Below are 21,802 nucleotides of genomic sequence, written 5' to 3' on the forward strand. Positions count from 1 at the left end.
AGACAGAAAGAGGACGACCGCTCTCTATTTTCGGGCAACCCGGGGTGCGGACCGGCGCGGGACAGCGCCGCGAATAGAGTGCGGCCATGCCCGCGTTCCCGGCGGTTCCCGCCACCCCCGCCCTCCTCGTCGACCGTGACGTCCTCGACCGCAACATCGCGCGGATGGCCGACGCGGCACGTACCCGCGGGGTGGCCCTGCGCCCCCACGCGAAGACCCACAAGTGCGTCGAGATCGCCCGGCGTCAGCTCGCCGCCGGCGCCGTCGGGCTTACCGTCGCGACGGTCTCCGAGGCCGAGGTCTTCGCCGATGCCGGCTTCCGCGACCTGTTCGTCGCGTATCCGCTGTGGACGGATGCCGCGCGCGGTGCCCGGCTGCGCGCGCTCGCCGCGGAGGTCCGGCTGACCGTGGGCGTGGACTCGGCGGAGGGCGCGCGGGCCCTCGCCGAGCACGCCCGGCCGGGCCTGACCGTGCTCGTCGAGGTCGACAGCGGTCATCACCGCACCGGCGTCGCGCCGGAGCGGGCCGGGTCGGTCGCCGTCGCGGCGGCGTCCGTCGGGCTCGAGGTGCGCGGCGTGTTCACCTTTCCGGGGCACTCGTACGGCCCGGGACGGCCGGCGGTCGCGGCGACGGACGAGGCGGCAGCGCTGAGCCGGGCGGTGGCGGCCCTGGAGGCCACCGGGCACGACGCCGAGGTGATCAGCGGCGGCTCGACCCCCACCGCTCACCTCGACGTGCCGGCCGCCACCGAACTGCGCCCGGGCGTGTACGTCTTCGGCGACGCCCAGCAGCTCGAACTGGGCACGATCGACGAGGACGCGATCGCGCTGACCGCGTTGGCGACGGTGGTGTCGGCGCGTGACGACACCGTCGTGCTGGACGCCGGCAGCAAGGTGCTCGGCGCCGACCGCGCCCCGTGGGCGACGGGCTACGGCCGCATCCTCGGCGCCCCGGACGCGCGCATCGTCGCGCTGTCCGAACACCACGCCACCGTGCTGTGGCCGGACGACTCCGACCGCCCCACCCTCGGCACACGCCTCCGGGTGATCCCCAACCACGTGTGCTCCACGGTCAACCTCGCCGACGACCTGACTGTCGTCGCCGGGGACACGGCGGTCGACCGGTGGGCAGTCGCCGCGCGGGGCCGCAACACGTAGCACGCAGGCGGCTCCGCCGCCGGTGTGCCTTTTGGGCTGCTAGGGCAACCCAAAGGGCACACCGCCGGGTAGGGCGGCTCCGATCGCGTCGGCGGCGGCCGCCGCCCGCGATTCCGGCAACCGCGCGTAGCCGCACACCAGGCCGCTCGGACCACCGGGGCCGGCGCTGTACCTGCTGAGGGGCGTGGTCTCCACACCGAGCCGTCGCGCTGCGGCGGCGATCGCGACGTCGTCGACACCCTCCGGAAACCGGAGCACCACATGCAGACCCGCTTCGATGCCGGTCACCGACACCCCGGACCGTTCGAGACCATGAAGCGCACCGACGAACGCCGCCCGACGGGCGCGGTAGGTGCGGGACGCACGCGCCAGATGCCGAGACAGCGCCCCCGACTCGATCAGCCGGGCCAGCGCGGACGCGGCGACCGAGCCGGCCACCTCCCCGCTCTCGGCCACGGCCGCCGCGATGCGCGAGCGCAACGGGGCCGGTGGGATCAGCCACGCGAGCCGCAGATCCGGCGACAGGATCTTCGAGGCCGTCCCCACGTAGGCGACGCACTCGCGGCCGCCGTCGATGCTGCGCAGCGCCGGCAGGGCCGACACGTCGTACCGGAACTCCCCGTCGTAGTCGTCCTCGACGACGATCGTTCCGCTCTCGGCGGCACGGGCAACGAGCCGGGCGCGGTGGGACACGGGCATGCGCGCCCCCAACGGATACTGATGTGCGGGCGTGCAGTACACCGCGGCGTCCGTGTCCCGCAGCAGGTCGGGATCCAGACCGTCCTCCCCCACCGGGACCGGACGCGGCCGGGCGCCCTCACCGACGAGCGCCCGTCGCGCACGGAGGTATCCCGGATCCTCGAACGCGACGTCGCGGTCTCGCAGCCGCGCCGCGATCGCGAGCACCCGCACCGCGGCGGCGACGCCCGGCAGCACGACGATCTCGTCCGCCCCGCAGGCGAGGCCCCGCGTCCGCCGGAGATGGTCGGCCAGCGCCCGGCGCAGATCCGGATGAGCCTCCGGATCCGCGACGCCGAGGGCCCGCGGCGCCGCGGCGGCCGCCCGCCACGCGCGACGCCACTCCGGTTCCGAGATCAGCGCCGGATCCGGGATCCCCGGCCGCAGGTCCAGTGCGGGCGCGCGCCGCACCGGATCCGGCTCCGTCGCCGCCGCGGGCACGACGGGATGGGATGCGGCGTGCGCCCGCGCCGCGACGTCGGCACCGGGCGCGACGCGCGTGCCCGAACCCGCCCGCGCCACAGCGAATCCCGAGGCACACAGCTCGTCGTAGGCGTCGACGACGCACCCGCGGGACACCCCGAGCTCGGCGGCCAGCACGCGGGTCGACGGCAGCGGATCGCCGACCCGGATGCGGCCGTACCGGATCTGGTCGACGACGGCCTCGGCGAGGCGCTGCCGGAGGGGCGCGTCGGTGTCGGGCAGTTCGAAGGCCGGATGGACCGGGGGCGCGACACGGGGCACGGCGCCACGATACTGGTCCTGGACTGTGCGCGCTTTGTGGACCTGTTCAGTGGACCGGATAACCGACAGACTCACCGGCATGGAGAACATCAGGCGCTATCCCGAACGGGCCCGCACCCGACGGGCCGACCTCGACGCGGTGCTGGACGCGGCCGTCACCTGCACCTTCGCGACCGTCGTCGACGGCCTGCCGTGGGTGGTACCGATGCTGTACGCGCGCGAGGGCGACCGGATCCTGCTGCACGGCTCCACCGGCGCGGGCGCACTGCGCCTGGCCGCATCCGGTGCGCCGGTGGCCGTGTGCGTCTCGCTCCTCGACGGTGTCGTCGTCGCGCAGGATCTGTTCCACTCGTCCGCGAACTTCCGATCCGCCGTCGTCCGGGGCGAGGTCACGGCCCTGCCCGCCGAGGAGTCCGCCGCCGCCCTGGATGCCCTGTCGGACGGCCTCATTCCGGGGCGCAGCACCGAGACCCGGGCACACACCAGGAAGGAACTGGCGGCCACCGCCACCCTGGTCCTGCCCATCCGCGCCGGACAGTGGACGGTCAAGATCCGCGACGCACCCCCGTCCGCGCCCGACGTGAGCGACGGCTCGTGGGCGGGTGTGGTCCCGTTGCGGACGGTCGCGGACCGTCCGGTCGCCGCGCCGTGGGTCGCGGACGACGTGCCCGTGCCCGCGTCCGTCCGCAGGCTGGTGGACCGCTACGCCACGAGCACGGCAATGGTTTCCGCGACCAGCGCCGGCTTCTCGGCACCCTCGGCCTCGACGGTGTAGGTGACGGTGAGGTTCGCGCCCTTCGCGGTGCGCTCGAGCGAGGTGAATTTCGCGGTCGCCCGGACCTTCGACCCCACCGGCACCGGCGACGGGAATCGAACCTTGTTGGCACCGTAGTTGATCCGCATCTTCAGGCCCTCGGCGGCGAAGATCTGGGATCCGAGGACGGGCAGCAGCGAGAGGGTGAGGTAGCCGTGAGCGATGGTCCGGCCGAAGGGCCCGTCCTTCGCGCGCTCGGGATCGACGTGGATCCACTGGTGGTCCCCCGTCGCCTCGGCGAACAGGTTCACCCGCTCCTGGGTGATCTCGAGCCACTCGCTGTGGCCGAGATCCTCGCCGACGGCCGCCTCGATCTCGTCGATTCCGTGGAATGTGCGCATGATTCGTTTCTCCCGGGTCAGGGCCGCTGCGGACGGTGTCCGGCGCGACGGAGGGTGACGCGATACGTGTAGTGCTCGGGCAGAAAGTAACTGACGGACAGCTCGGCGGGTTCGCCCAGATCGTTCGAGTACAGCCGGTCCACCCGCAGCAGGGGATGCCCCGCGGTGCAGTTCAGCTCGCGCGCAACCTCGTCCGTGGCCCGCGCGACGGTGATCGTCTGTGCCGCCTCGACGATGGGATGCTCGAGGTGCGGTTCGAGCAGACCCATCACAGTGTTCCGGCTCGACGCCCCGGCCGCGAGCTCCGGGGCATCGAGCACGTGCGCGGCCACGTGATCGGGCAGGTACACGGTGGTCAGCGCGAACGGGATCCCGTCGTGCACGCGGCGCAGCGCCACCGAATGCACCAGATCGGTGTCCAGTCGCAGCCGGCTCGCGGCCTCGATGTGCACGCCGCGTCTCAGTGGCGCGACGATCTCCATCGTGGTGTCGGCGGCGAGGTCGAGCAGGTCCTCGATGGAGCCGAGCTGGCGCCGGTAGCGCCGCCCGCCCTCGTCGGCGAATGTGCCGCGGCCGGGCACCCGGTAGACGACGCCGTCGGCGACGAGGTCCTGGAACGCCCGCCGCACCGTCTGCCGGCTCAGTCCGTAGCGCTGCGCGAGTTCGGCCTCGGTGGGCAGCCGCACGCCGCCGCGGTACTCGCCGGCGTCGACGGCCTCGCGCAGCCGTCGCGACAGCTGCGCGTACGCCGGTTCCGTGTCGCGTTCGCCCATGACGATCACGGATCCTAGTGACGGGCGGTCACAGGCCGCCGCGGGCCACCAGTTGGGACGCGATGACGCCCTTCTGGATCTCGTTGGTGCCCTCGCCGACGATCATCAGCGGGGCGTCGCGGAAGTAGCGTTCGACGTCGTACTCGGTGGAGTAGCCGTAGCCGCCGTGGATGCGCACCGCGTTCAGCGCGATCTCCATCGCGATCTCCGAGCAGTACAGCTTGGCCATGCCGGCCTCCATGTCGCACCGCTCGCCACTGTCGAAGCGCTCGGCCGCGTAGCGGGTCAGCTGCCGTGCCGCGGTGAGCTTGGTGGCCATCTCCGCCAGGTAGTTGCCGATCGACTGGTGCTTCCAGATGGGCTGGCCGAAGCTCTCGCGCTGCTGCGCGTAGGCCAGGGAGTCCTCGAGCGCGGCCGCGGCGACGCCGAGGGCGCGGCACGCGACCTGGATGCGGCCGGTCTCGAGGCCCTTCATCATCTGCCCGAAACCCCGGCCGGGCTCGCTGCCGAGGATCGCCGTCGCCGGGGCGCGGTAGCCGTCGAAGCTCAGCTCACAGGACTCGACGCCCTTGTAGCCGAGCTTGGGCAGATCCCGCGAGACGGTCAGGCCGGGCCCGTGCTCGACCAGGACGATGGAGATGCCCTTGTGCCGGGGGGTGGCGGCCGGGTCGGTCTTGCACAGCAGCGCGATCAGCCCGGCGCGACGGGCGTTGGTGATCCACGTCTTGGCGCCAGTGATCACCAGGTCGTCGCCGTCCCGGCGGGCGGTGGTGGTCATCGCCTGCAGGTCCGAGCCGCCGCCCGGCTCGGTCAGCGCCATCGTCGCGCGCACCTCACCGGTCGCGAGCTTCGGCAGCCAACGCTGCTTCTGCTCCTCGGTGCCGAACAGCACCAGCAGCTTGGCGACGACGGTGTGCCCGCCCATCGCCCCGGCCAGACTCATCCAGCCGCGGGCGAGTTCCTCGGTGACCTGCGCGTAGCACGGCATCGACACCGGCATCCCGCCGTACTCCTCCGGCACGGCCAGCCCGTAGATCCCGATCTGCTTCATCTGCTCGATCCACTTCTCGGGGTACTCGCCTGAGTGCTCGACCTCCTGCACCGACGGCTTGACCTCCCGGTCGATGAACTCGCGCACCGTCTTGACCAGGTAGGTCTCTTCGTCGCTCAGGTAGCTCACGGAAAAATCCTCGAATCGACACGGGACCTGCGATCCCACCCGTCATTTGTACGGCCATTTTTCGTGGCGCACCCGGCCGTGTCAACACCATCCGGTCGCACGACACCCCTCGAACCGCCTATACGTCGACCCTGCCGTCGCCTATAGGTCCGCTCCGGGTAGCGCCGGACCGGACAATGGCCGTACATTTAGCGCGTTCCCGACCGCCCCACAGCAGAGGTTGATCCGTGACTCTCGCCCAGCCCCGCCGCCGGCGAGCCGTGCTCGTCGCCCCCGGCTCCGACGACCGCAAGGCCGGCAAGGCTCTGGCCTCCCCGGCCGACGAGGTGGTTCTCGACCTCGAGGACGCCGTCGCCACCGGCCACAAGGACACCGCCCGCGACCTCGTCGCCGACCTGGTGTCCACGCACGGCACCGGTCGCACGATCGCGGTGCGTGTCAACGGTCCCGGCACGCCGTGGTTCGCCGACGACCTGCGCGCCTGCGCCGCCCTCGGATCGGCCCTGTCGTCGGTGGTGGTGCCCAAGGTCGAGGGCCCGGCCGACCTCGCCGAGACCGACCGGATCCTCACGGCGGCAGGCGATACCGACCTGGCCGTGCAGGCGCTGATCGAGACGCCGGCCGGGGTGACCCGCCTCGACGAGATCGTCACCGGCCCGCGACTGGCCGCGGTGATCCTCGGTTACGCCGACCTCGGCGCCGCGCTCGGCCGCACCCGCACCGCCGCCCCCGAGCACTGGCTGTACGTGCAGGACCGGATCCTGCACGCCGCCCGCGCCGCGGGCGTGCAGGCGATCGACGGCCCGTTCCTCGGCATCACCGACGACGATCGGTTCCGTCACGCCGCCCGCTGGACCGCCGACCTCGGCTTCGACGGCAAATGGGTCATCCACCCTGCCCAGATCGACTCGGCCGCAGCGGCCTTCACCCCGAACGACGAGCAGGCCGAGCAGGCGCGGCGGGTGCTGGCCGCCCTGGCCGAGGCCGAGGCCCGCGGCGCGGGCGCCGCCCAGCTCGACGGACAGATGCTCGACGAGGCGGTCGCCGTCGCCGCCCGCCGCACCCTCGCCCTGATCGGAGAGAACTGAGATGACCACCGCGAACGCCGCCACCGAGGTCGGCGGCCCCTACTTCGACGAGCTGACCGTCGGCCAGGTCTTCGACACCGCCCCCGCGGTCACGATCACCGACGGCCTCGCCGCCGCCCACCAGGCGATCCTCGGCGACCGGCTGCGCCTGCCCCTCGATGCGCACCTGTCGGCGGCCGTCGCCGGTGGGCCCGTCGCGCACGCCGGGCTCGTCACCGATCTCGCGATCGGCCAGTCCACCCTGGTCACCCACCACGTCAAGGCCAACCTGTTCTACCGCGGCCTGCGCTTCCACCGCTTCCCGCACCTCGGTGACACGCTCTACACGACCACCGAAGTGGTTGGTCTGAAGGAGAATTCGGTCAAGCCCGGCCGCAAACCCACCGGCCTGGCGGCGCTGCGGATGAACACCGTCGACCAGAACGGACGGACCGTCCTCGACTTCTACCGGTGCGCGATGCTGCCGCTGAGCGAAAACCCCGATCCCGAACGCGTCGTGGCCGCCGACGACCTGTCCGCGATCGGCCCGCAGGAGCCGCCGCGGTGGTCCGCGCCCGCCGACTGGGATCTCGCCGCCTACCGGACACGGGTTCCAGGAACGCATTTCGATCCGTCGCTGGCCGGTGCGGTGCTGCGGTCGAGCGGCGACGTCGTGACCAGCGCACCCGAGCTGGCGCGGCTGACCCTCAACATCGCCGCCACCCACCACGACGAACGTGTCGGTGCCGCAGGACGACTGGTGTACGGGGGTCACACCATCGGTCTCGCCCTGGCCCAGGCCACCCGGGCGCTGCCGAACCTCGTCACCGTCCTCGGCTGGCACTCGTGCGACCACACCGGCCCGGTCCACGAGGGCGACACCCTCACCAGCGACCTGCACGTCGAGTCCGCCCACCCCCTCGACAGCGGAGGGGGCGTCCTCGAACTGCGCTCGATCGTCCACGCCCACCGCGGCACCGACGCGCCGGCAGCCGTGCTGGACTGGCGCTTCACCGCACTCATGGCCTGACCCCGGAACCGACATGACTTCTCCTGCCCCGGCACCGGACCCCATCGTCGCCCCCGACGCACCCGACTGGCGTCTGCACGCCCGCTGCCGGTTCATCGGACCGGACACCTTCTACGCCCCCGAGGGCGAGACCCTGGGCGAGCGGCAACGCCGGGAACGAGCGGCCCGGGACATCTGCGCACCCTGCCCCGTTCGTATCGCGTGCCGCGACCATGCCGTGAAGAACAAGGAACAGCACGGAATCTGGGGCGGACTCACCGAGAGGGAACGCCGCGGACTGCGGTACGTCCGCTGGCTGCCGGACCGTGCTACGTCGGCGGCCGGCTGACCCTACCCGCGGTCGCTCACTCCCCCCGGCGTGGCGATCTCGTCGCAGGTCCCATTCGAGCGCCCACGGCGTGTGCGTCCGCGCTGCATGACGAGGTCGTTCAGGTAGGGCGCGATCTTCGCCTCCTGCGCCTTCTCTCGACTACACAGTCGAGCGATCTGTTCGACCGACGACGACCTTCCAGTCCCGTGGACGGTCAGTCCGATCGCGGGTATGAACCATCCGGGCAGCGCACCGCCCAGGTGGGCAGGCTCAACGCGCGACCGACGCGCGCAACCGGCGCGCGATGCCGGGCAGGAGCGTCACCGTCGCCCACAGCGCGACCGCGGCGACAACGGCAGTGGCCGTGTCGCCGAACGTGGCGGTGCCGAGCTCGTATCCGCGCAGGGCATCGGTGGCGTGGGCGACCGGGTTGAGCGTCGCGGCGGCCTGCATCCAACCCGGCATGGTCTCGAGCGGGGCGAACGCGCTCGAGACGAACATCAGCGGCATCATCACCATCATCCCGGCGAACTGCACCACATCGGGACGGCGGAGCCGGTCACCGATGAGCCCGAACAGGGCACTCATCGCCGCGGCCAGCACGGCGAGCACGACGATGCCGGCCAGGGCGTCGACGACGGTGCCATGGAACTCGAACCCGAGTACGACGGCGGCGACACCGAGGAGCGCGGCCCGGGCGAGTGTGAACGCGGCTTCGTTGAGCGTGCGCGCCACACCGGGCAGCGCCGCCCGCATGGGAAGCACGGCGAAGCGGTCGTGCAGGCCGTTGGTGTGATCGATCGCCGCGGACACCCCCGCGTTGGTGCCGGCCATCACGGTGGAGACTGCCAGCATGGCGGGGGTGAGGAAGTCGATGTAGCTGACCCCGGGAGGGAAACCGGGTCCGGCCGCCACACTGCGGAACACCTGACTGAACAGGACCAACATCGCCATCGGCATCGTCAGCGAGAACATCAGCAACTGCGGGACGCGGGCACTGGTGCGCAGATTGCGGACCACAAGGGCCGCGAGCTGGTCTGCGGCGGGTGACCGCCCGGATCGGGTGGTGAGCATGGCGTTCATGGGGTGGCTCCGTCGTGGGTGAGGTGGGTGAAGACGTCGTCGAGGCTGGGCGAGGCGACATCGAGGTCGCTGACGTCGACGCGGTCCCGGGCGAGCTGGGCGACGAGTTCGGCAGCGGTCATCGCGTCGCCGACGGTGAGCGAGACACGGACCCGACCGCCGTCGACGGGATTCTCGGTCTCGGGCCCGAACGGCAGGCCGCCGAGCTGGTGCGTGGGAATCGTGGCGGTCACCACCTTGCCGCCGACAATCCGCTTCAGCTCGGCGGGCGTACCGCGGGCGGCGACCCGCCCCCGGTTGAGCACGACAATGTGGTCGGCAAGCCGGTCGGCCTCTTCGAGGTACTGGGTCGTGAGCACGACGGTGGTGCCGTTGGTGGTGAGTTCGTCGACGACGTCCCACAGCGCGCTGCGGGCGATGGGATCCAGGCCGGTGGTCGGCTCGTCGAGGAACAGTACCGACGGAGATCCGACCAGGCTGGCGGCCAGGTCGACCCGACGTCGTGACCCACCGGAGAGTTCACCGACCCGCCGCGACGCGAGGTCGAGCAACCCGAGCCGGTCGATCAGAGTGTCGGCCCGAGCCCGTGTCCGGCCGCGCAGACCGGTGAGGCGGCCTATCAGTTCCAAATTCTCTCGGGCAGTGAGGAACTCGTCGAGTCCGGCATACTGGCCGGTGACTCCGATCCGGCGGCGCACGTCCATCGCGTCGGTGACGACGTCGAGGCCCTCGACCAGCGCCCGGCCGACGGTCGGCCGCACCAGCGTGGTGAGCACGCGAATCAAGGTCGTCTTACCGGCGCCGTTGTGGCCGAGCACGCCGAGCGTCGTGCCCGCCCGCACCTCGAGGTCGAGGCCGTCGAGCGCCCACGTCTTGTCGTAGGCGACGTGGAGATCGTCCACTACTACTGCAGGGGCGTTCATCTCACGCCTCCGAACCGGTGCCGGGCACGTGCACTGCCGGCGCGCTCCGGCGTCGCCGGCCCGGACGTCGGGGCACCCCCGCAAGGAGGGGTGGTGCGTCGGTGTCGTCGGCGTCGAGCGCGATGTGGACACGGATGGTCGTCATCTGAGGGTCCTTCCGAGACGGCGCTTCCCTGGGTTGGGAAGTCGACATCTCTGACGAGCGACTCGCGATTTGGACGCATCACACCGACAGCGACCGCTCGAGCGCGGCCCGGAAGAACCGAACGAATGGACGTGAGGGGGAGCCCCGTCGGCCAGCCATAAACGACGCATCTCCCAGCGCAGTCACTGGCGCGGAACTACTTTTGAAGCCTCGGAGCCGCCGCCGGATTCGCCTGAGAGCCGACGAGAGGACCGGCCGCGCCCGGCTCAGGCGCCGAGACCGTGCGCGAGCCGCTGCACCCGTTCGCGCGCCGCGTCCAGGCTTGCCGTGGAGCGCTCGGTCATCGGCTCCAGTGCCGGAATACGTCCCGCCAGGGTGTATTCGGCGGTCACGACCGTGACGTCCATGCCCAGCGACGTGCCGAGCACCTGCTGCAGCGGCGGCACGGTGTGGTCGAGGCCCTCGTCCGGGTCGCCGGGGCCGTAGGCCAGCCCGCGGCTCGAGATCACGACGACGGGCGTGCCCGCGAACGGCTGGTCCGGGGTGTCGAACGGCACGGTGGTGCCGAGTACGTGGATGTGGTCGATCCACGCCTTCAGCGTCGACGGCAGCGACCAGTTGTACATCGGGGCACCGATCACGACGGCATCGGCGCTCCGGACCTCGGCGATCAACTCCGTCTGCAAGGCCTCCGCCGCGGGATCGACGGAGGCGCCGGGTGCCCGCAGGCGTGGCGCGTAGTGCAGTTCCGCGTCCCCGAGATGCGGGACCGGGTCTCGGTGCAGGTCCCGTTGGATCACGGTGTGGCCGGGTCCGCGCCGGCGCCACGTGTCGGCGAAGAGACGGGTCAGCTCGCGGGAGACGGACGTCTCGAGGTTCGCGGACGAATCGAGCTGCAACAGCTGGGGCACGTCGGGCTCCTTCGGGTTCGAGTACTGCACCTGTGGATCACTGCGCCGGTGGATCACTGCGCCGGGTCGATGACCGTGCCGGGTCGGCTACCGGCTATTGCACGATGCCGGCGGCACGCAGCCCGGCGATCTGCTCGTCGGTGAGGCCGAGATCGGTGAGCACCGCGTCGGTGTGCTGGCCCAGCGCCGGGACCGCCCCCATGCGCATCTCCACGTCGGAGAACGTCATGGGCGGCAGCACGGCCCGCACCGGGCCCGCCTCGGTGCCCACCTCCCGCCAGCGGTTCCGTTCCTCGAGCTGCGGGTGCTCGATCAGATCCTTCATCTCGTTCAGCCGGGCGGCGGGTACCCCCGCGGCGGCGAGCCGTTTGTCGAGTTCGGCGGTCTCGAAGCGGCGCGTGTGCTCGGCGACGACCGCGTCGGTCTCGGCGCGGTGCTGCACCCGCAGGATGTTCGTCGCGAACTTCGGGTGCCCGGCGAGATCCGGGCGGCCGAACACCTCGGTGACCAGCGCCCGCCAGCCGCGGTCGTTCTGCACGCCGATGAGGATCTTCCCGTCGACGGTCGGGTACGCGTCGTAGGGCGCGATCGACGCGTGGCTCAGACCCATCCGCTGGACCTGCGTGTCCTGATACATCTGCAGGTACATCGGGTGGCCGAGCCACTCGACGGTCGCATCGAACATCGACACGTCGATCGTCGCACCCGCTCCGGTGCGCTCGCGCCGGAACAGCGCCGCCTGGATCGACGTGAGCGCGTACATGCCGGCGGCGATGTCGGAGGTCGGGATGCCGGTCTTCGTGGCGGTCTCCGGGGTGCCGGTGATCGAGCACAGCCCGGTCTCGGCCTGGACCAGCATGTCGTAGGCCTTGCGCTCGCGCAGCGGGCCCTCGGTGCCGTAACCGGTCATGTTCACCACGATCAGCTCGGGCCGCGCGCGCCGCAGCTCGTCGGCGCCGAGCCCGAGCCGCGCCGCCGCGCCGGGCGCGAAGTTCTGGAGCACCACGTCGGCGTCGTCGACGAGGCGACGCACCGTGGCGAGGCCCTCGGCGGCCTTGAGGTCGATGCAGATCGACTCCTTGCCGCGGTTGAGCCACACGAAGTGCGACGCCAGCCCGTGGACGGCGGCGTCGTAGTTGCGGGCGAAGTCGCCCTCCCCGATGCGTTCGATCTTGATGACGCGGGCGCCGAGATCGGCGAGGTGGCGGGTCGCGATGGGGGCGGCGACCGCCTGCTCGAGGCTGACGACGGTGATGCCCGCCAGCGGCAGGCCCGTCGATGCCTCGCTTCCCGGCTCGCTGTGCTCGCTCATCGCGTGTGCGCCTTCCTGTCTTCGTATGCCGTCGCGGCCTCTCCCCGGGCACGGCAGCGCCACCGTCGCACATCGTCCTCCGGCGCGCCGTGGTCGATCAGCCACGCCTCCGGCCCGCCGGGATGCGCGACGAGGCGTTCCACGATCGGAGTGATCGCCTCGGCGGGCGCGCGGAACAGTTCCGACGGTACCGCCCGGCCACCGCCCGGGGACGAGCCGCCCACGCGCAGGCCGACGGCCTCCCAGCGACGGTACAGACGGGGCATGTTCGTGTCGGTGGCCACGTAGTCGTCGACGACGGCCTGCGGTTCCACCCCCGCCGCAAGCAGCAGGACGGCGACGGCGAGGCCGGTGCGGTCCTTGCCGGCGGTGCAGTGCACGAGGACCGGGCCCGCGGCCCGCGCGACGACCGGCACGAGCCCGGCGAACAGCGGCGCGGCCACGTCGACCACGCGGCCGTAGAGTTCGGCGAGGCCGGTGCGCCCGCCCGGCGCGGCGTCCGCGTGCAGCGACAGCCGGTGCACGTGCGTGCCGTCCGGCCAGGTGTAGGTGCGGTGGCCGCGCTCGGCGTCGGAGCGCAGGTCGACGACCGTCGTGGGGGGCCGCTCGGCGAGGAGTCCGCGAACCACGTCGCCGGTGTAGCAGGCATCGCCGCGGTACAGCACACCGGCGGCGGTGCGGCCGCCGTCGGTCAGCGCCAGCCCACCGAGGTCCCGCAGGTTCACCGGCCCGGGTCCGGACTGCTCTTCGTCCTGCACGTGCACCCCTTCTCGTTCGTCCGGGACCCGTGCCCCGTCGCCCCACAGTCGATACCCGACCGGCGGTCCCTGTCCAGCGGGGTCCCGGTACGGACTACTCCGGCCGGCCGTCGGTGATCAGCGGCCAGAGCCCGCGCGACCCGGCCTCGACGGCCGCCGCGGTGAGCCTGTCGTCCCAGAACCGGACGGAGCCGAATTCCCGGCGCCACGACAGCAGCCGGTTCGCGTGCCGGTGCAGCTCGTGCTCCATGGTGAAGCCGATCGCGCCGAGACTCTGGTGGGCGTTGCGCACCACCACCGACGCGGCGTGCCCCGCACAGGACTTCGCGGCGGCGATCGCGAATCCCGCTTCGTCGCTGCCGAATCCGGAATCCTCGGCGATCGTCACGGCGGCCTGCGCGGCGGCGCGGGCGAGCGCCCCCTCGGCGGCGATGTCCGACACCAGGTGCTGCACCGCCTGGAACTTGGCGAGCGGACGGCCGAACTGGACGCGGGCGGTGGTGTGGCCGACCACCAGGTCGAGCACCCGCTCCATCGCGCCGCTCATCGCCAGCGCCCGGGCGAGCGCGCCCCGGCGCAGGAACTCCTCCGCGGTGCCGTCCGGCACCGCGGCACCGGAGAGCGCGGCGACGTCGACGCGGATGTGGTCGCGCGGCTCGGACGCGACGTCGACCGCCTCGGTGACCTCGACGTCGGCGCGGGCGACGTCGGCGACCCGCCACGTGCCGTCCGCCTCCCACAGCACGACGACGGCGTCGACGTCGCGGGCCCACGGCACGTGCCGGGCCGAGCCGTCGGCGGTCAGCACGGCGGCGGTGCGTGCCGCCGCCGGATCGGTCACCGCGCGCTCGCAGCCGGACAGCTGCAGCAGCCAGCCGGCGAGGAGGTCGTTCTCGGCAACCGGCACCGCCGCGGCACCGGCGCCCGCGGCGCCGAGCAGGTAGGCGGCTTCGGCCCAGCCCGCCTCACTGCCCCCGTCCGCCTCCGGACCGGTGAGCCGGGCGAGACCGAGTTCGGCCAGGGTCGACCACAGTTCGCGGTCGAGACGCAGCGGCCCGTCGAGGCGGTGATCGTCGCCGCGGCGCTCACCGAAGAGCTGTTCGAGCATCTGCGCGAGTTCGCGCATCTCGACGTCGTTGCCAGTAGTCGCGTTACTCATCAGCGCATCCCCAATCCCCGCGCGATGACCCCGCGCAGAATCTCACTCGTGCCGCCTCGGAGGGTGAATCCGGGACGCTGCATGACGCCGGCTCGGACCAGTTCGGCGAACCCCTCCCCGGCGGTGTCGCTCTCGTCGGCCAGTTCGTCGGCGAGGTCGGCGATGTCGCCCTCGGTCTGGGTGCCGAGCACCTTGACCACCGACGCGGCGACCTCCGCGTTCTCGTGCCGCTGCAGTGCCTCGGACACCCCGCGGGACATGTGGTGCAGGCCGAAGATCCGGCCGACGAACGCGCCGATGCGGGGGTCGGCCGGCAGACGGCCGGCGCCGGCCTCGTCCACCGCCCCGGCGAGCACCCCGAACGTGGACATGAAGCGTTCCGGGCCGCTGCGCTCGTAGCCGAGTTCGGAGGTGACCTGCGCCCAGCCGTCGCCGACGGTGCCGAGCACGAGGTCGTCGGGCACGAACACGTCGTCGAGGACGACCTCGTTGAAGTGGTGCTCACCGGACATCGACAGCACGGGCCGGATCTCCACGCCGGGCGAGTCCAGCAGGACGATGAACTGGCTCAGTCCGGCGTGCCGGTGCGCCGGGTCGAGCGGCGCGGAGCGGGCCAGCGCGAAGAAGGCGTCGGCGTGGTGGGCGCCGGAGGTCCACAGCTTGGTGCCGGTGATGCGCCAGCCGCCGTCGACCTCCACGGCCCTGGTCTTCACGCTCGCCAGGTCGGATCCGGACTCGGGTTCGCTCATGCCGATGGCCCAGCAGATCTCGCCGCGGGCGATGCCGGGCAGGAACCGCCGTTTCTGCTCCTCGGTGCCGTACTTGAGCAGCGACGGCGCCGCCTGCCGGTCCGCGACCCACTGGGCGGCGACCGGTGCGCCGACCGCGAGGAGTTCCTCGGTGACGACGAAACGCTCCATGAAGGTGCGGCCGTGCCCGCCGTACTCGGTGGGGATGGTCATGCCGACCCAGCCGCGGGCGGCGAGGGCCTTGGTGAAGTCGGTGTTCCAGCGGGCGAGCCAGGTGTCCACGCCGGGGGTGAACACGCCTGCGTCGATCTGCTCGCGCAGGAAGGCGCGCACCTCGGCTCGCAACGCGGCGAGGCTCGGGTCGGGGGCACCGGCGGACGGCACCAGTGATGTACGCATCGTCGTCTTCTTCCGTGAGGGGGTCAGGGTCGCGGTTGCAGCAGCAGCAGGGCCAGGTCGCCGTACCGGGCCGCGATGTCGGCGGGGGTGTCCGGACCGTCCGGGTCGTACCAGTTCGCGATCGAGGTCGTCATCGCCAGGATCGAGCGACGGCAATCCTCCGGGTACGGGGTGGTGAACGCTCCGGATTTCACGCCGTCCTCGATGATGCTGCCCAGCAACTCGTTTCCGGAACGTCGCCGCTGCTCGTAGACCGCCGCGTTCTCCGGTTCCAGGTTGCGGACCTCGGTGCCGATCATCAGGCTCTGCTCCTGGCAGGTGGTGCGGAACCGGACGAGGGCGATCACCAGGGCCCGCAGTCGCTCCACCGGGTCGTCCCCGACACGCGAGAGTTCCTCGTCGCACATCGCGTCGAAGGCGTTGACGCCGTCGATCAGGATGGCCAGCAGCAGGTCCTGCTTGTTCTTGTAGTGGTAGTACAGCGCGGACAGGCTGACGCCGGCCTCCTGGGCGATCGTCCGGATCGACGAGGCCCCGTATCCGTTGCGGACGAACTCGCGACGGGCCGCCTCGATGAACACCCGTTGCCGCTCCGAGGGGACGACGGTGTCTCCCTGTCGTGCATAGGTGCCCCGCCGGACGCTCATCGGTCACCTCCGGCGGTCACGGGGCGCAGCGCCCCCTTGACGAGCTTGCCGGTGGGCGTCCGGGGCAGCGCAGCGACGAAGTCGACGCTGCGCGGGCACTTGTACCCGGCGATGCGGTCGCGGCAGTAGGCGATCAACTCGGCGGCGAGCGCCTCGTCGCCGGCAACGCCCACCGCCGGCTGGACGACCGCCCGGACCGATTCGCCCATCTCGGCGTCGGGCACGCCGATCACCGCGACGTCGAACACCTTGGGGTGCAAGGCGAGTGCGTTCTCGATCTCCTGCGGGTAGATGTTGACCCCGCCGGAGATGATGGTGAACATGGCCCGGTCGGTGAGGAAGAGGTAGCCGTCCTCGTCGAGATATCCGATGTCCCCGGTCGTCGCCCAGGTGGGGTGGAGCGGGTGGCGCGACTCGGCCGTCTTCTCCGGATCGTTGTGGTACTCGAAGCTGTACCCGGGACGTTCGAAGTAGATCGACCCGATCTGCCCGGGCGGCAACTCCGTTCCGCCCTCGGCGCAGATGCGGGCACGGCTGGGGTGGCCGTGACCGGTGCGGCCCACGGTGCCGGGTTTGCGGAGCCACTCCTGCGGCGAGACGAGGGTGCTGCCGACGGATTCGGTGGACGAGTAGTACTCGTAGATCCGCTCACCCCACCAGTCGATCATGGCGCGCTTGACCTCGACCGGGCACGGCGCGGCCGAGTGGATGGCCACCCGCATCGCGGACAGATCGTAGCGGCCGCGGGCCCGTTCGGACAGCTTCAGCAACCGGACGAAATGCGTGGGCACCCACTGACTGTGGGTGACGCGGTGGCGCTCGAGGTCGGCGAGGCAGGTCTCGGCGTCGAACCTGCCCGCGACGATCGCGGTGCCCCCGAGGGCCTGCGCCGCGGCCCCGAACCGCAGCGGCGCAGCGTGGTAGATCGGCGCCGGGGAGTAGTACACGCAACCGTCGTCGAAGCCGAAACTCTGCAGCAGGCCGACCGCGTTGGAGGCCGCCTGCTCACCGACCTGCACTCCGCTGAGCGCGGGCTTGATCCCCTTCGGCCGGCCGGTCGTGCCCGACGAGTAGAGCATGTCCGTGCCGCCGGGCTGGTCGGCCGGCGGGGTGGTGCTCATCGCGGCGATCTCGGCTTCGTATCCGAGGTGTCCGGGTATGTCGCCGCCGAATGCCAAGCGGTGCCGCACCTTCGGTGTGTCGTCGGCAACGGCGACGGCCAGGTCGGCGAGCGGCGCGGAGACCACGAGGGCGGTGGCGTCGCAGTCGTCGACGATGTAGGCGACCTCGGAGGGGGCGAGATGCGTGTTGACGAACGTCACGTACATTCCGGAACGTACTGCCGCCCAGTACAGTTCGAATGCGGTGGCGTCGTTGACCGACAGCACCGCGAGGTGGTCCCCGAGGCCGAGGCCGTGGGCGCGGAGCCAGTGTGCGAACTGCACCGAACGGTCCTCGAGCTCACGGTAGCTCACCACACGGCCGGTGGCGGCCTCGATCGCCGCCGGCTTGTCCGGGGTGACCGACGCGTAGCGTCCGGGATACATCCGAGCTCCTTCCACCTGCCCTGGCAGTACGGTTACAGGCCGAGGTCCTTGGCAATGATCGTCTTCATGACTTCGCTGGTGCCGCCGTAGATCCGGCTGACGCGGGTGTCGGCGTAGAGACGGGCGATCGGATACTCGGTGATGTAGCCGTACCCGCCGTGCAGCTGCAGGCACCTGTCGATCACGCGACCGGCGACCTCGGTGCAGAACAGCTTCGCCCGGGCGGCGTCGGCGACCGACAGCTCGCCCCGGTCGAGCAGCTCGAGGCAGTGGTCGGCGAAGACCCGCGCCGCCTGCACCTCGGCGGAACATTCCGCGAGAACGAACTTGGTGTTCTGGAAGGAGGCCACCGCCTTGCCGAACACCGTGCGGTCCCGGGTGTACGCGAGGGCATGCTCGATCGCGGCCGCGGCCTGGCCCACCTGGTTCAACGCGATGCTCAGACGTTCCTGGGGCAGGTTGTGGGCGAGATAGCCGAAGGCCTTGCCCTCCTCGCCGAGGAGATTCTCCACCGGCACCTTCACGTCCTGGTACGACAGCTCGGCGGTGTCCTGCTGGTGCAGACCGAGCTTGTCGAGCTTGCGGCCGACGGAGAACCCCTCGGCGTCGGTGGGGACGCAGAGGATCGACAGTCCGGCGCGACGGTCCTCCGGGTCGAACGGGGCGGTGCGGCACACGGTGAGGACCAGGTCGGCGGTGACGCCGCCGGTGATGAACGTCTTCGCGCCGTTGACGACGTAGTGCGAGCCGTCGGCGGACAGCGTGGCCGTGGTGGCGATGTTGGCCAGGTCTGAGCCGGTGCCGGGCTCGGTCATCGCGACGGCGGTCATCATCCGCCCGGACGCGAAGTCCGGCAACCAGCGCTTCCGCTGCTCGTCGGTGCCGTATTCGAGCAGGTACGGCAGGATCAGGCAGGAGTGCACGGTGTAGGAGCCGAAGGACACCCCGGCCCGCGCCACTTCCTCGAACACGATGGCGTTGTACTTGAAGCTCGCCTCGCCGCCACCGCCGAACTCCTCGGGCACCTGGATGCCGAGGATGCCGAGTTCACCGAGGCGGTGGAAGAACTCGCGCGGGGGCCGGCCCAGCTCGTCCCACTCCTCGCGATGCGGCAGCACCTCTCGCGCGATGAAATCGCGCACCATGGACCGGAATTCGTCGTGCTCCCGGCTGAAGATCGTCCGCTCCACGGCCGTATTCCCTTCGTTGCGTGCGGCGACCCGCGAGGGCGCGGCGGTCAGTTCCCGGTGAAGTTCCCGCCGCGGCGTTCGAGGAACGCCGAGAGGGCCTCGCCGTGGTCGGCGGTGTGGTGCGAGAGGGCCTGGAACGCCGCCGAGAGCTCGAGGATGCTGTCGAGATCCTGGCGCTGCCCCTCGCGCATCAGCTTCTTGGTCATGCGCAGTGCGTGCGGCGGGTTCGAGGCGACGCGGGCGGCGAGCTCACCGGCCGCGGCGAGCAGCTGATCGGGTTCGACGACCCGGGAGACCATGCCCCACTCGAGCGCGGTGGCGGCGTCGACGCGGTCGCCGGTGAAGGCCATCTCCGCGGCCCGCGCCGCACCGATGGCGCGGGGCAGCAGCCAGGCGCCGCCGTCGCCGGGGATGATGCCGAGCTTGACGAAGCTCTCGGCGAAGAACGCGGTGTTCGAGGCGATCCGCATGTCGCACATCATGGCCAGGTCGCAGCCGGCGCCGACCGCGGGACCGTTGACGGCGGCGATGATCGGCACCTCGCAGTGGTAGATCGCCTTGGGCAGCCGTTGGATTCCGCGACGGTAGCCCTCCCGCAGCTGATGCGGGGCACCCCCGAACATCCCCGTACGGTCGGCCATGTCCTTGACGTTGCCGCCGGCCGAGAACGCGCTCCCGGCGCCGGTGAGGATCACCACGCGGGTCTCGTAGTCCGCGTTCGCCTCGTCCACGAGCTGCACCAGCCGCTCGACGACGTCGTCGCCGGAGATCGGATTGCGCGCCTCGGGCAGGTTGATCGTCCACGTCGTGACGTGGCCTTCGCGGCTGGAGAGTACGACGTCCTCGGGTGCGCTCATGCGGAGGTCCTTTCGGCCGACGGAACGGCAGGCAGCAGATTAGGTCGAACGATCGTTCAAATTACTGTGCCGAGGACCCGTTGTAAAGAGGGGGACGCCGCGACGGCCGGGCCGGCCGCGCTCACGCGAAGTCGAACGCCCGCGCTCACGCGAAGTCGAACAGGGGTGGGAGCACGCACACCACCAGCGCCGCCCAGATCCCGAAGACCGGCAGGTAGCGGGTCTGCCAGCGTTCGACGGAGCCGAAACCGCGGCGGCCACGGACGAACCCGAACAGGAGCCGAGCCGACCAGGTGAGACCGACCAGCAGAACCAGGTTCATCCCGAGTGCGGCCACCTTGTTCGGAGTGAAGCCGAACTCCGCGATTCGCGTGAGCATGGCGGTCAGCATGAGCACGTCGACCACGAGCGCAAGGACGACGAGGACGAGTTGCAGGCGGTCGAACAGGTCGGGCGGCAGATGCGGCTCGCGGGCGGAGACCGCGTACAGCAACAGGCCCAGGACGACGACGAGGATGAGGTCCATCAGGATCAACAGATTCCGGTCGACGTCGACGACGCTTCCCGTCGTCGCGAGGGCCGCGAGCAACACCAGCAGCATGACGATCGTGACGGGGGTGAACACGCGGGTGAGGACGGGCGCGATGTTCTCCACCACGTTCTGCTTCGCCTCGACCAGCCAGGCGGCGACGACGACCGCGCCCGCCGCGCCGAACGGCAGCACCCACTCCTCGACGACCCACTCGGCATCCGTGCCGAGCGCATCGAACGCGCCGATCGTCAGACCCACCAGCACACCCCCGCCGAGGGCGAGAAGGGTGAGATAGACGACCCATTCGCCGGTGAACCGGATGAAGTCCATCCGGCGCCGGTCGGACCGCCACTCGCCACCGACGTAGGCGAGACCGACGACGAACCACAACACGATCGGGGTGTGGATCGCGACGATCACCTCGGTCGAACCGCTCGGGACGAAGGGGTATCCGTTCGTCACGGCCGCCGCCAGCGCGAACGGCACCAGCAGCGCCACGGCGCCGCGGGGCGACATCCGGCGCTTCCACGCGAAGTAGGCGGCGAGGAACGGGAGCACGAGCAGGCCGAGGTTGCGCGCGACGATGCCCTCGTCCAGGGTCGCCAGTCCCGCCTTCAGTGCGACGGCGCCGCCGACGGCGAGCGCGAGAACGACGAGCAACTCACGCCTGGGCCGGGGACCGCTGCCGTCCGCGGCGACGGACGTCAGGACGAGTTGCTTCCAGAGCCGATCGGAATGCTCGCGCGCGAACTCCCGGGAGATGTCGTCCACGCTGCCCATGCGCTTGACCGCGACCAGGAAAGCCTCGTCGGCCGCCAGTCCCGCGGCGGACAGATCCGAGATCTGGTCCCGCAGATGATCTTCCATCTCGTCGGCGTCGGCGGTGGAGATCACGCGACGCCGTTCGACGTAACCTCGCCATCGGCCGATCTGCGTCTCCAGCGCGGCGTCCATCACGACCACCCGGGGGCCGCGGGCATCTCCGCGCAGCGCCAGACCTGGTCGAGCGCGTCCGCGACCACGTCCCACTGGCTGCGCCGTTCGGCGAGCGCGCTCCGTCCCGCGTCGGTGATCGCGTAGTGCTTGCGTCGTCGTCCGGTGTCGGAACTCCCCCACGATGCCGACACGTATCCGGACCGTTCCAGCCGGTGCAGCAGGGGGTAGAGCATTCCGTCGGTCCACTGGATCCGTCCGCCGGACAGGTCCTTGACGCGTTTGAGGATGGCGTAGCCGTAGGAATCGCCCTCGGCGAGGATTCCGAGCACGAGCGGGGTCGCCGACGCGGCCACGAGGTCCTTCTCGATGTACATAGGTCTCCTATGCCTAGGTCTGCTAGGCATGAACCTAGCAGACCTAGGCATAGGCCGGCCGGTCTTCGGCTGCGGACTGCGCGTCCGAAACGCCCGTCGCACGCTCTGCACAGCGCGGGGAGGGCG

The 21,802-nt window shown here is 71.2% G+C and carries 23 protein-coding genes; 5 read left to right on the forward strand and 18 right to left on the reverse strand.

Annotation, left to right across the window (positions count from 1 at the left end; genetic code table 11):
- Window positions 1-86: 86 nt before the first annotated feature.
- The gene (locus F1734_RS23515) at window positions 87-1,157 is read left to right on the forward strand and encodes an alanine racemase (RefSeq protein ID WP_010593568.1); all 1,071 of its coding nucleotides are present in this window, start codon (window positions 87-89) and stop codon (window positions 1,155-1,157) included.
- Window positions 1,158-1,196: 39 nt separating this feature from the next.
- Here F1734_RS23515 and pdxR read toward each other — a convergent pair whose 3' ends face one another.
- Window positions 1,197-2,639: a MocR-like pyridoxine biosynthesis transcription factor PdxR gene (pdxR, locus tag F1734_RS23520; RefSeq protein ID WP_017682373.1), complete on the reverse strand. Its 1,443-nt coding sequence runs from the start codon at window positions 2,637-2,639 to the stop codon at window positions 1,197-1,199.
- Window positions 2,640-2,718: 79 nt separating this feature from the next.
- Here pdxR and F1734_RS23525 point away from each other — a divergent pair, with 79 nt between their 5' ends.
- The gene (locus F1734_RS23525) at window positions 2,719-3,414 is read left to right on the forward strand and encodes a pyridoxamine 5'-phosphate oxidase family protein (protein ID WP_203011136.1); all 696 of its coding nucleotides are present in this window, start codon (window positions 2,719-2,721) and stop codon (window positions 3,412-3,414) included.
- Here the strand turns inward: F1734_RS23525 and F1734_RS23530 are convergent.
- Genes F1734_RS23530 through F1734_RS23540 form a run of 3 tightly spaced genes read right to left on the reverse strand, consistent with a single transcriptional unit; the run spans window position 3,342 to window position 5,747 of the window.
- On the reverse strand, window positions 3,342-3,794 hold the full coding sequence (locus F1734_RS23530) for a MaoC family dehydratase (protein ID WP_203011137.1): 453 nt from the start codon (window positions 3,792-3,794) through the stop codon (window positions 3,342-3,344). The two genes, F1734_RS23525 and F1734_RS23530, sit on opposite strands and share 73 nt — an antisense overlap.
- A 17-nt stretch (window positions 3,795-3,811) precedes the next feature.
- Entirely contained in the window at window positions 3,812-4,567 is a 756-nt protein-coding gene (locus tag F1734_RS23535) for a GntR family transcriptional regulator (RefSeq protein WP_040274957.1), read from the reverse strand.
- 28 nt (window positions 4,568-4,595) lie between these two features.
- On the reverse strand, window positions 4,596-5,747 hold the full coding sequence (locus F1734_RS23540) for an acyl-CoA dehydrogenase family protein (RefSeq protein ID WP_010593573.1): 1,152 nt from the start codon (window positions 5,745-5,747) through the stop codon (window positions 4,596-4,598).
- 260 nt (window positions 5,748-6,007) lie between these two features.
- On the opposite strand from F1734_RS23540, the gene F1734_RS23545 reads away from it, so the two are divergent.
- From F1734_RS23545 to F1734_RS23555, 3 genes are read left to right on the forward strand one after another with little or no spacing between them, the layout of a single operon-like run.
- Window positions 6,008-6,835, forward strand: a complete 828-nt coding sequence (locus F1734_RS23545; RefSeq protein WP_010593574.1) for an HpcH/HpaI aldolase/citrate lyase family protein — start codon at window positions 6,008-6,010, stop codon at window positions 6,833-6,835.
- 1 nt (window position 6,836) lies between these two features.
- The gene (locus tag F1734_RS23550) at window positions 6,837-7,844 is read left to right on the forward strand and encodes a MaoC family dehydratase (RefSeq protein ID WP_203011138.1); all 1,008 of its coding nucleotides are present in this window, start codon (window positions 6,837-6,839) and stop codon (window positions 7,842-7,844) included.
- A 13-nt stretch (window positions 7,845-7,857) separates the two neighbouring features.
- Window positions 7,858-8,172 (forward strand): WhiB family transcriptional regulator, encoded by a 315-nt coding sequence (locus F1734_RS23555; protein WP_010593576.1) that lies wholly within the window; start codon window positions 7,858-7,860, stop codon window positions 8,170-8,172.
- A 252-nt stretch (window positions 8,173-8,424) separates the two neighbouring features.
- Here F1734_RS23555 and F1734_RS23560 read toward each other — a convergent pair whose 3' ends face one another.
- The 14 genes from F1734_RS23560 to F1734_RS23625 form a co-directional block, all read right to left on the reverse strand.
- The gene (locus F1734_RS23560; RefSeq protein WP_203011139.1) at window positions 8,425-9,237 is read right to left on the reverse strand and encodes an ABC transporter permease; all 813 of its coding nucleotides are present in this window, start codon (window positions 9,235-9,237) and stop codon (window positions 8,425-8,427) included.
- On the reverse strand, window positions 9,234-10,160 hold the full coding sequence (locus F1734_RS23565) for an ATP-binding cassette domain-containing protein (protein WP_203011140.1): 927 nt from the start codon (window positions 10,158-10,160) through the stop codon (window positions 9,234-9,236). The genes F1734_RS23560 and F1734_RS23565 overlap by 4 nt, the downstream gene beginning before the upstream one ends.
- Window position 10,161: 1 nt before the next feature.
- Complete coding sequence (locus F1734_RS23570) at window positions 10,162-10,305, reverse strand: hypothetical protein (protein WP_017681953.1); 144 nt, start codon at window positions 10,303-10,305, stop codon at window positions 10,162-10,164.
- 266 nt (window positions 10,306-10,571) lie between these two features.
- Entirely contained in the window at window positions 10,572-11,216 is a 645-nt protein-coding gene (locus tag F1734_RS23575; protein WP_040274954.1) for an FMN-dependent NADH-azoreductase, read from the reverse strand.
- Window positions 11,217-11,310: 94 nt separating this feature from the next.
- On the reverse strand, window positions 11,311-12,528 hold the full coding sequence (locus F1734_RS23580) for a CaiB/BaiF CoA transferase family protein (protein ID WP_064065888.1): 1,218 nt from the start codon (window positions 12,526-12,528) through the stop codon (window positions 11,311-11,313).
- A complete protein-coding gene (locus F1734_RS23585) occupies window positions 12,525-13,292 on the reverse strand; it encodes a tyrosine-protein phosphatase (RefSeq protein WP_048773755.1) in 768 nt (255 codons plus the stop codon). Before F1734_RS23585 ends, F1734_RS23580 begins: the two co-directional genes overlap by 4 nt.
- Before the next feature lie 88 nt (window positions 13,293-13,380).
- Window positions 13,381-14,445 (reverse strand): acyl-CoA dehydrogenase family protein, encoded by a 1,065-nt coding sequence (locus F1734_RS23590; protein ID WP_140188937.1) that lies wholly within the window; start codon window positions 14,443-14,445, stop codon window positions 13,381-13,383.
- Window positions 14,445-15,593 carry an acyl-CoA dehydrogenase family protein gene (locus F1734_RS23595; protein ID WP_026138049.1) on the reverse strand — a complete coding sequence of 383 codons (1,149 nt, stop codon included), beginning with the start codon at window positions 15,591-15,593 and terminating at the stop codon, window positions 14,445-14,447. Before F1734_RS23595 ends, F1734_RS23590 begins: the two co-directional genes overlap by 1 nt.
- A 23-nt stretch (window positions 15,594-15,616) precedes the next feature.
- A complete protein-coding gene (locus F1734_RS23600; RefSeq protein WP_010593584.1) occupies window positions 15,617-16,240 on the reverse strand; it encodes a TetR/AcrR family transcriptional regulator in 624 nt (207 codons plus the stop codon).
- Window positions 16,237-17,787, reverse strand: a complete 1,551-nt coding sequence (locus F1734_RS23605; RefSeq protein ID WP_203011141.1) for an acyl-CoA synthetase — start codon at window positions 17,785-17,787, stop codon at window positions 16,237-16,239. The genes F1734_RS23600 and F1734_RS23605 overlap by 4 nt, the downstream gene beginning before the upstream one ends.
- Window positions 17,788-17,819: 32 nt before the next feature.
- Window positions 17,820-18,977 carry an acyl-CoA dehydrogenase family protein gene (locus tag F1734_RS23610; protein WP_010593586.1) on the reverse strand — a complete coding sequence of 386 codons (1,158 nt, stop codon included), beginning with the start codon at window positions 18,975-18,977 and terminating at the stop codon, window positions 17,820-17,822.
- Between the two features lie 47 nt (window positions 18,978-19,024).
- A complete protein-coding gene (locus F1734_RS23615) occupies window positions 19,025-19,834 on the reverse strand; it encodes a crotonase/enoyl-CoA hydratase family protein (RefSeq protein ID WP_010593587.1) in 810 nt (269 codons plus the stop codon).
- Between the two features lie 145 nt (window positions 19,835-19,979).
- Window positions 19,980-21,320 carry a permease prefix domain 1-containing protein gene (locus F1734_RS23620; RefSeq protein WP_203011142.1) on the reverse strand — a complete coding sequence of 447 codons (1,341 nt, stop codon included), beginning with the start codon at window positions 21,318-21,320 and terminating at the stop codon, window positions 19,980-19,982.
- A complete protein-coding gene (locus tag F1734_RS23625; RefSeq protein WP_010593589.1) occupies window positions 21,320-21,676 on the reverse strand; it encodes a PadR family transcriptional regulator in 357 nt (118 codons plus the stop codon). Before F1734_RS23625 ends, F1734_RS23620 begins: the two co-directional genes overlap by 1 nt.
- Between the last annotated feature and the right edge of the window lie 126 nt (window positions 21,677-21,802).

It is taken from the genome of Rhodococcus ruber (genome assembly GCF_016804345.1).
GTDB lineage: Bacteria > Actinomycetota > Actinomycetes > Mycobacteriales > Mycobacteriaceae > Rhodococcus > Rhodococcus ruber.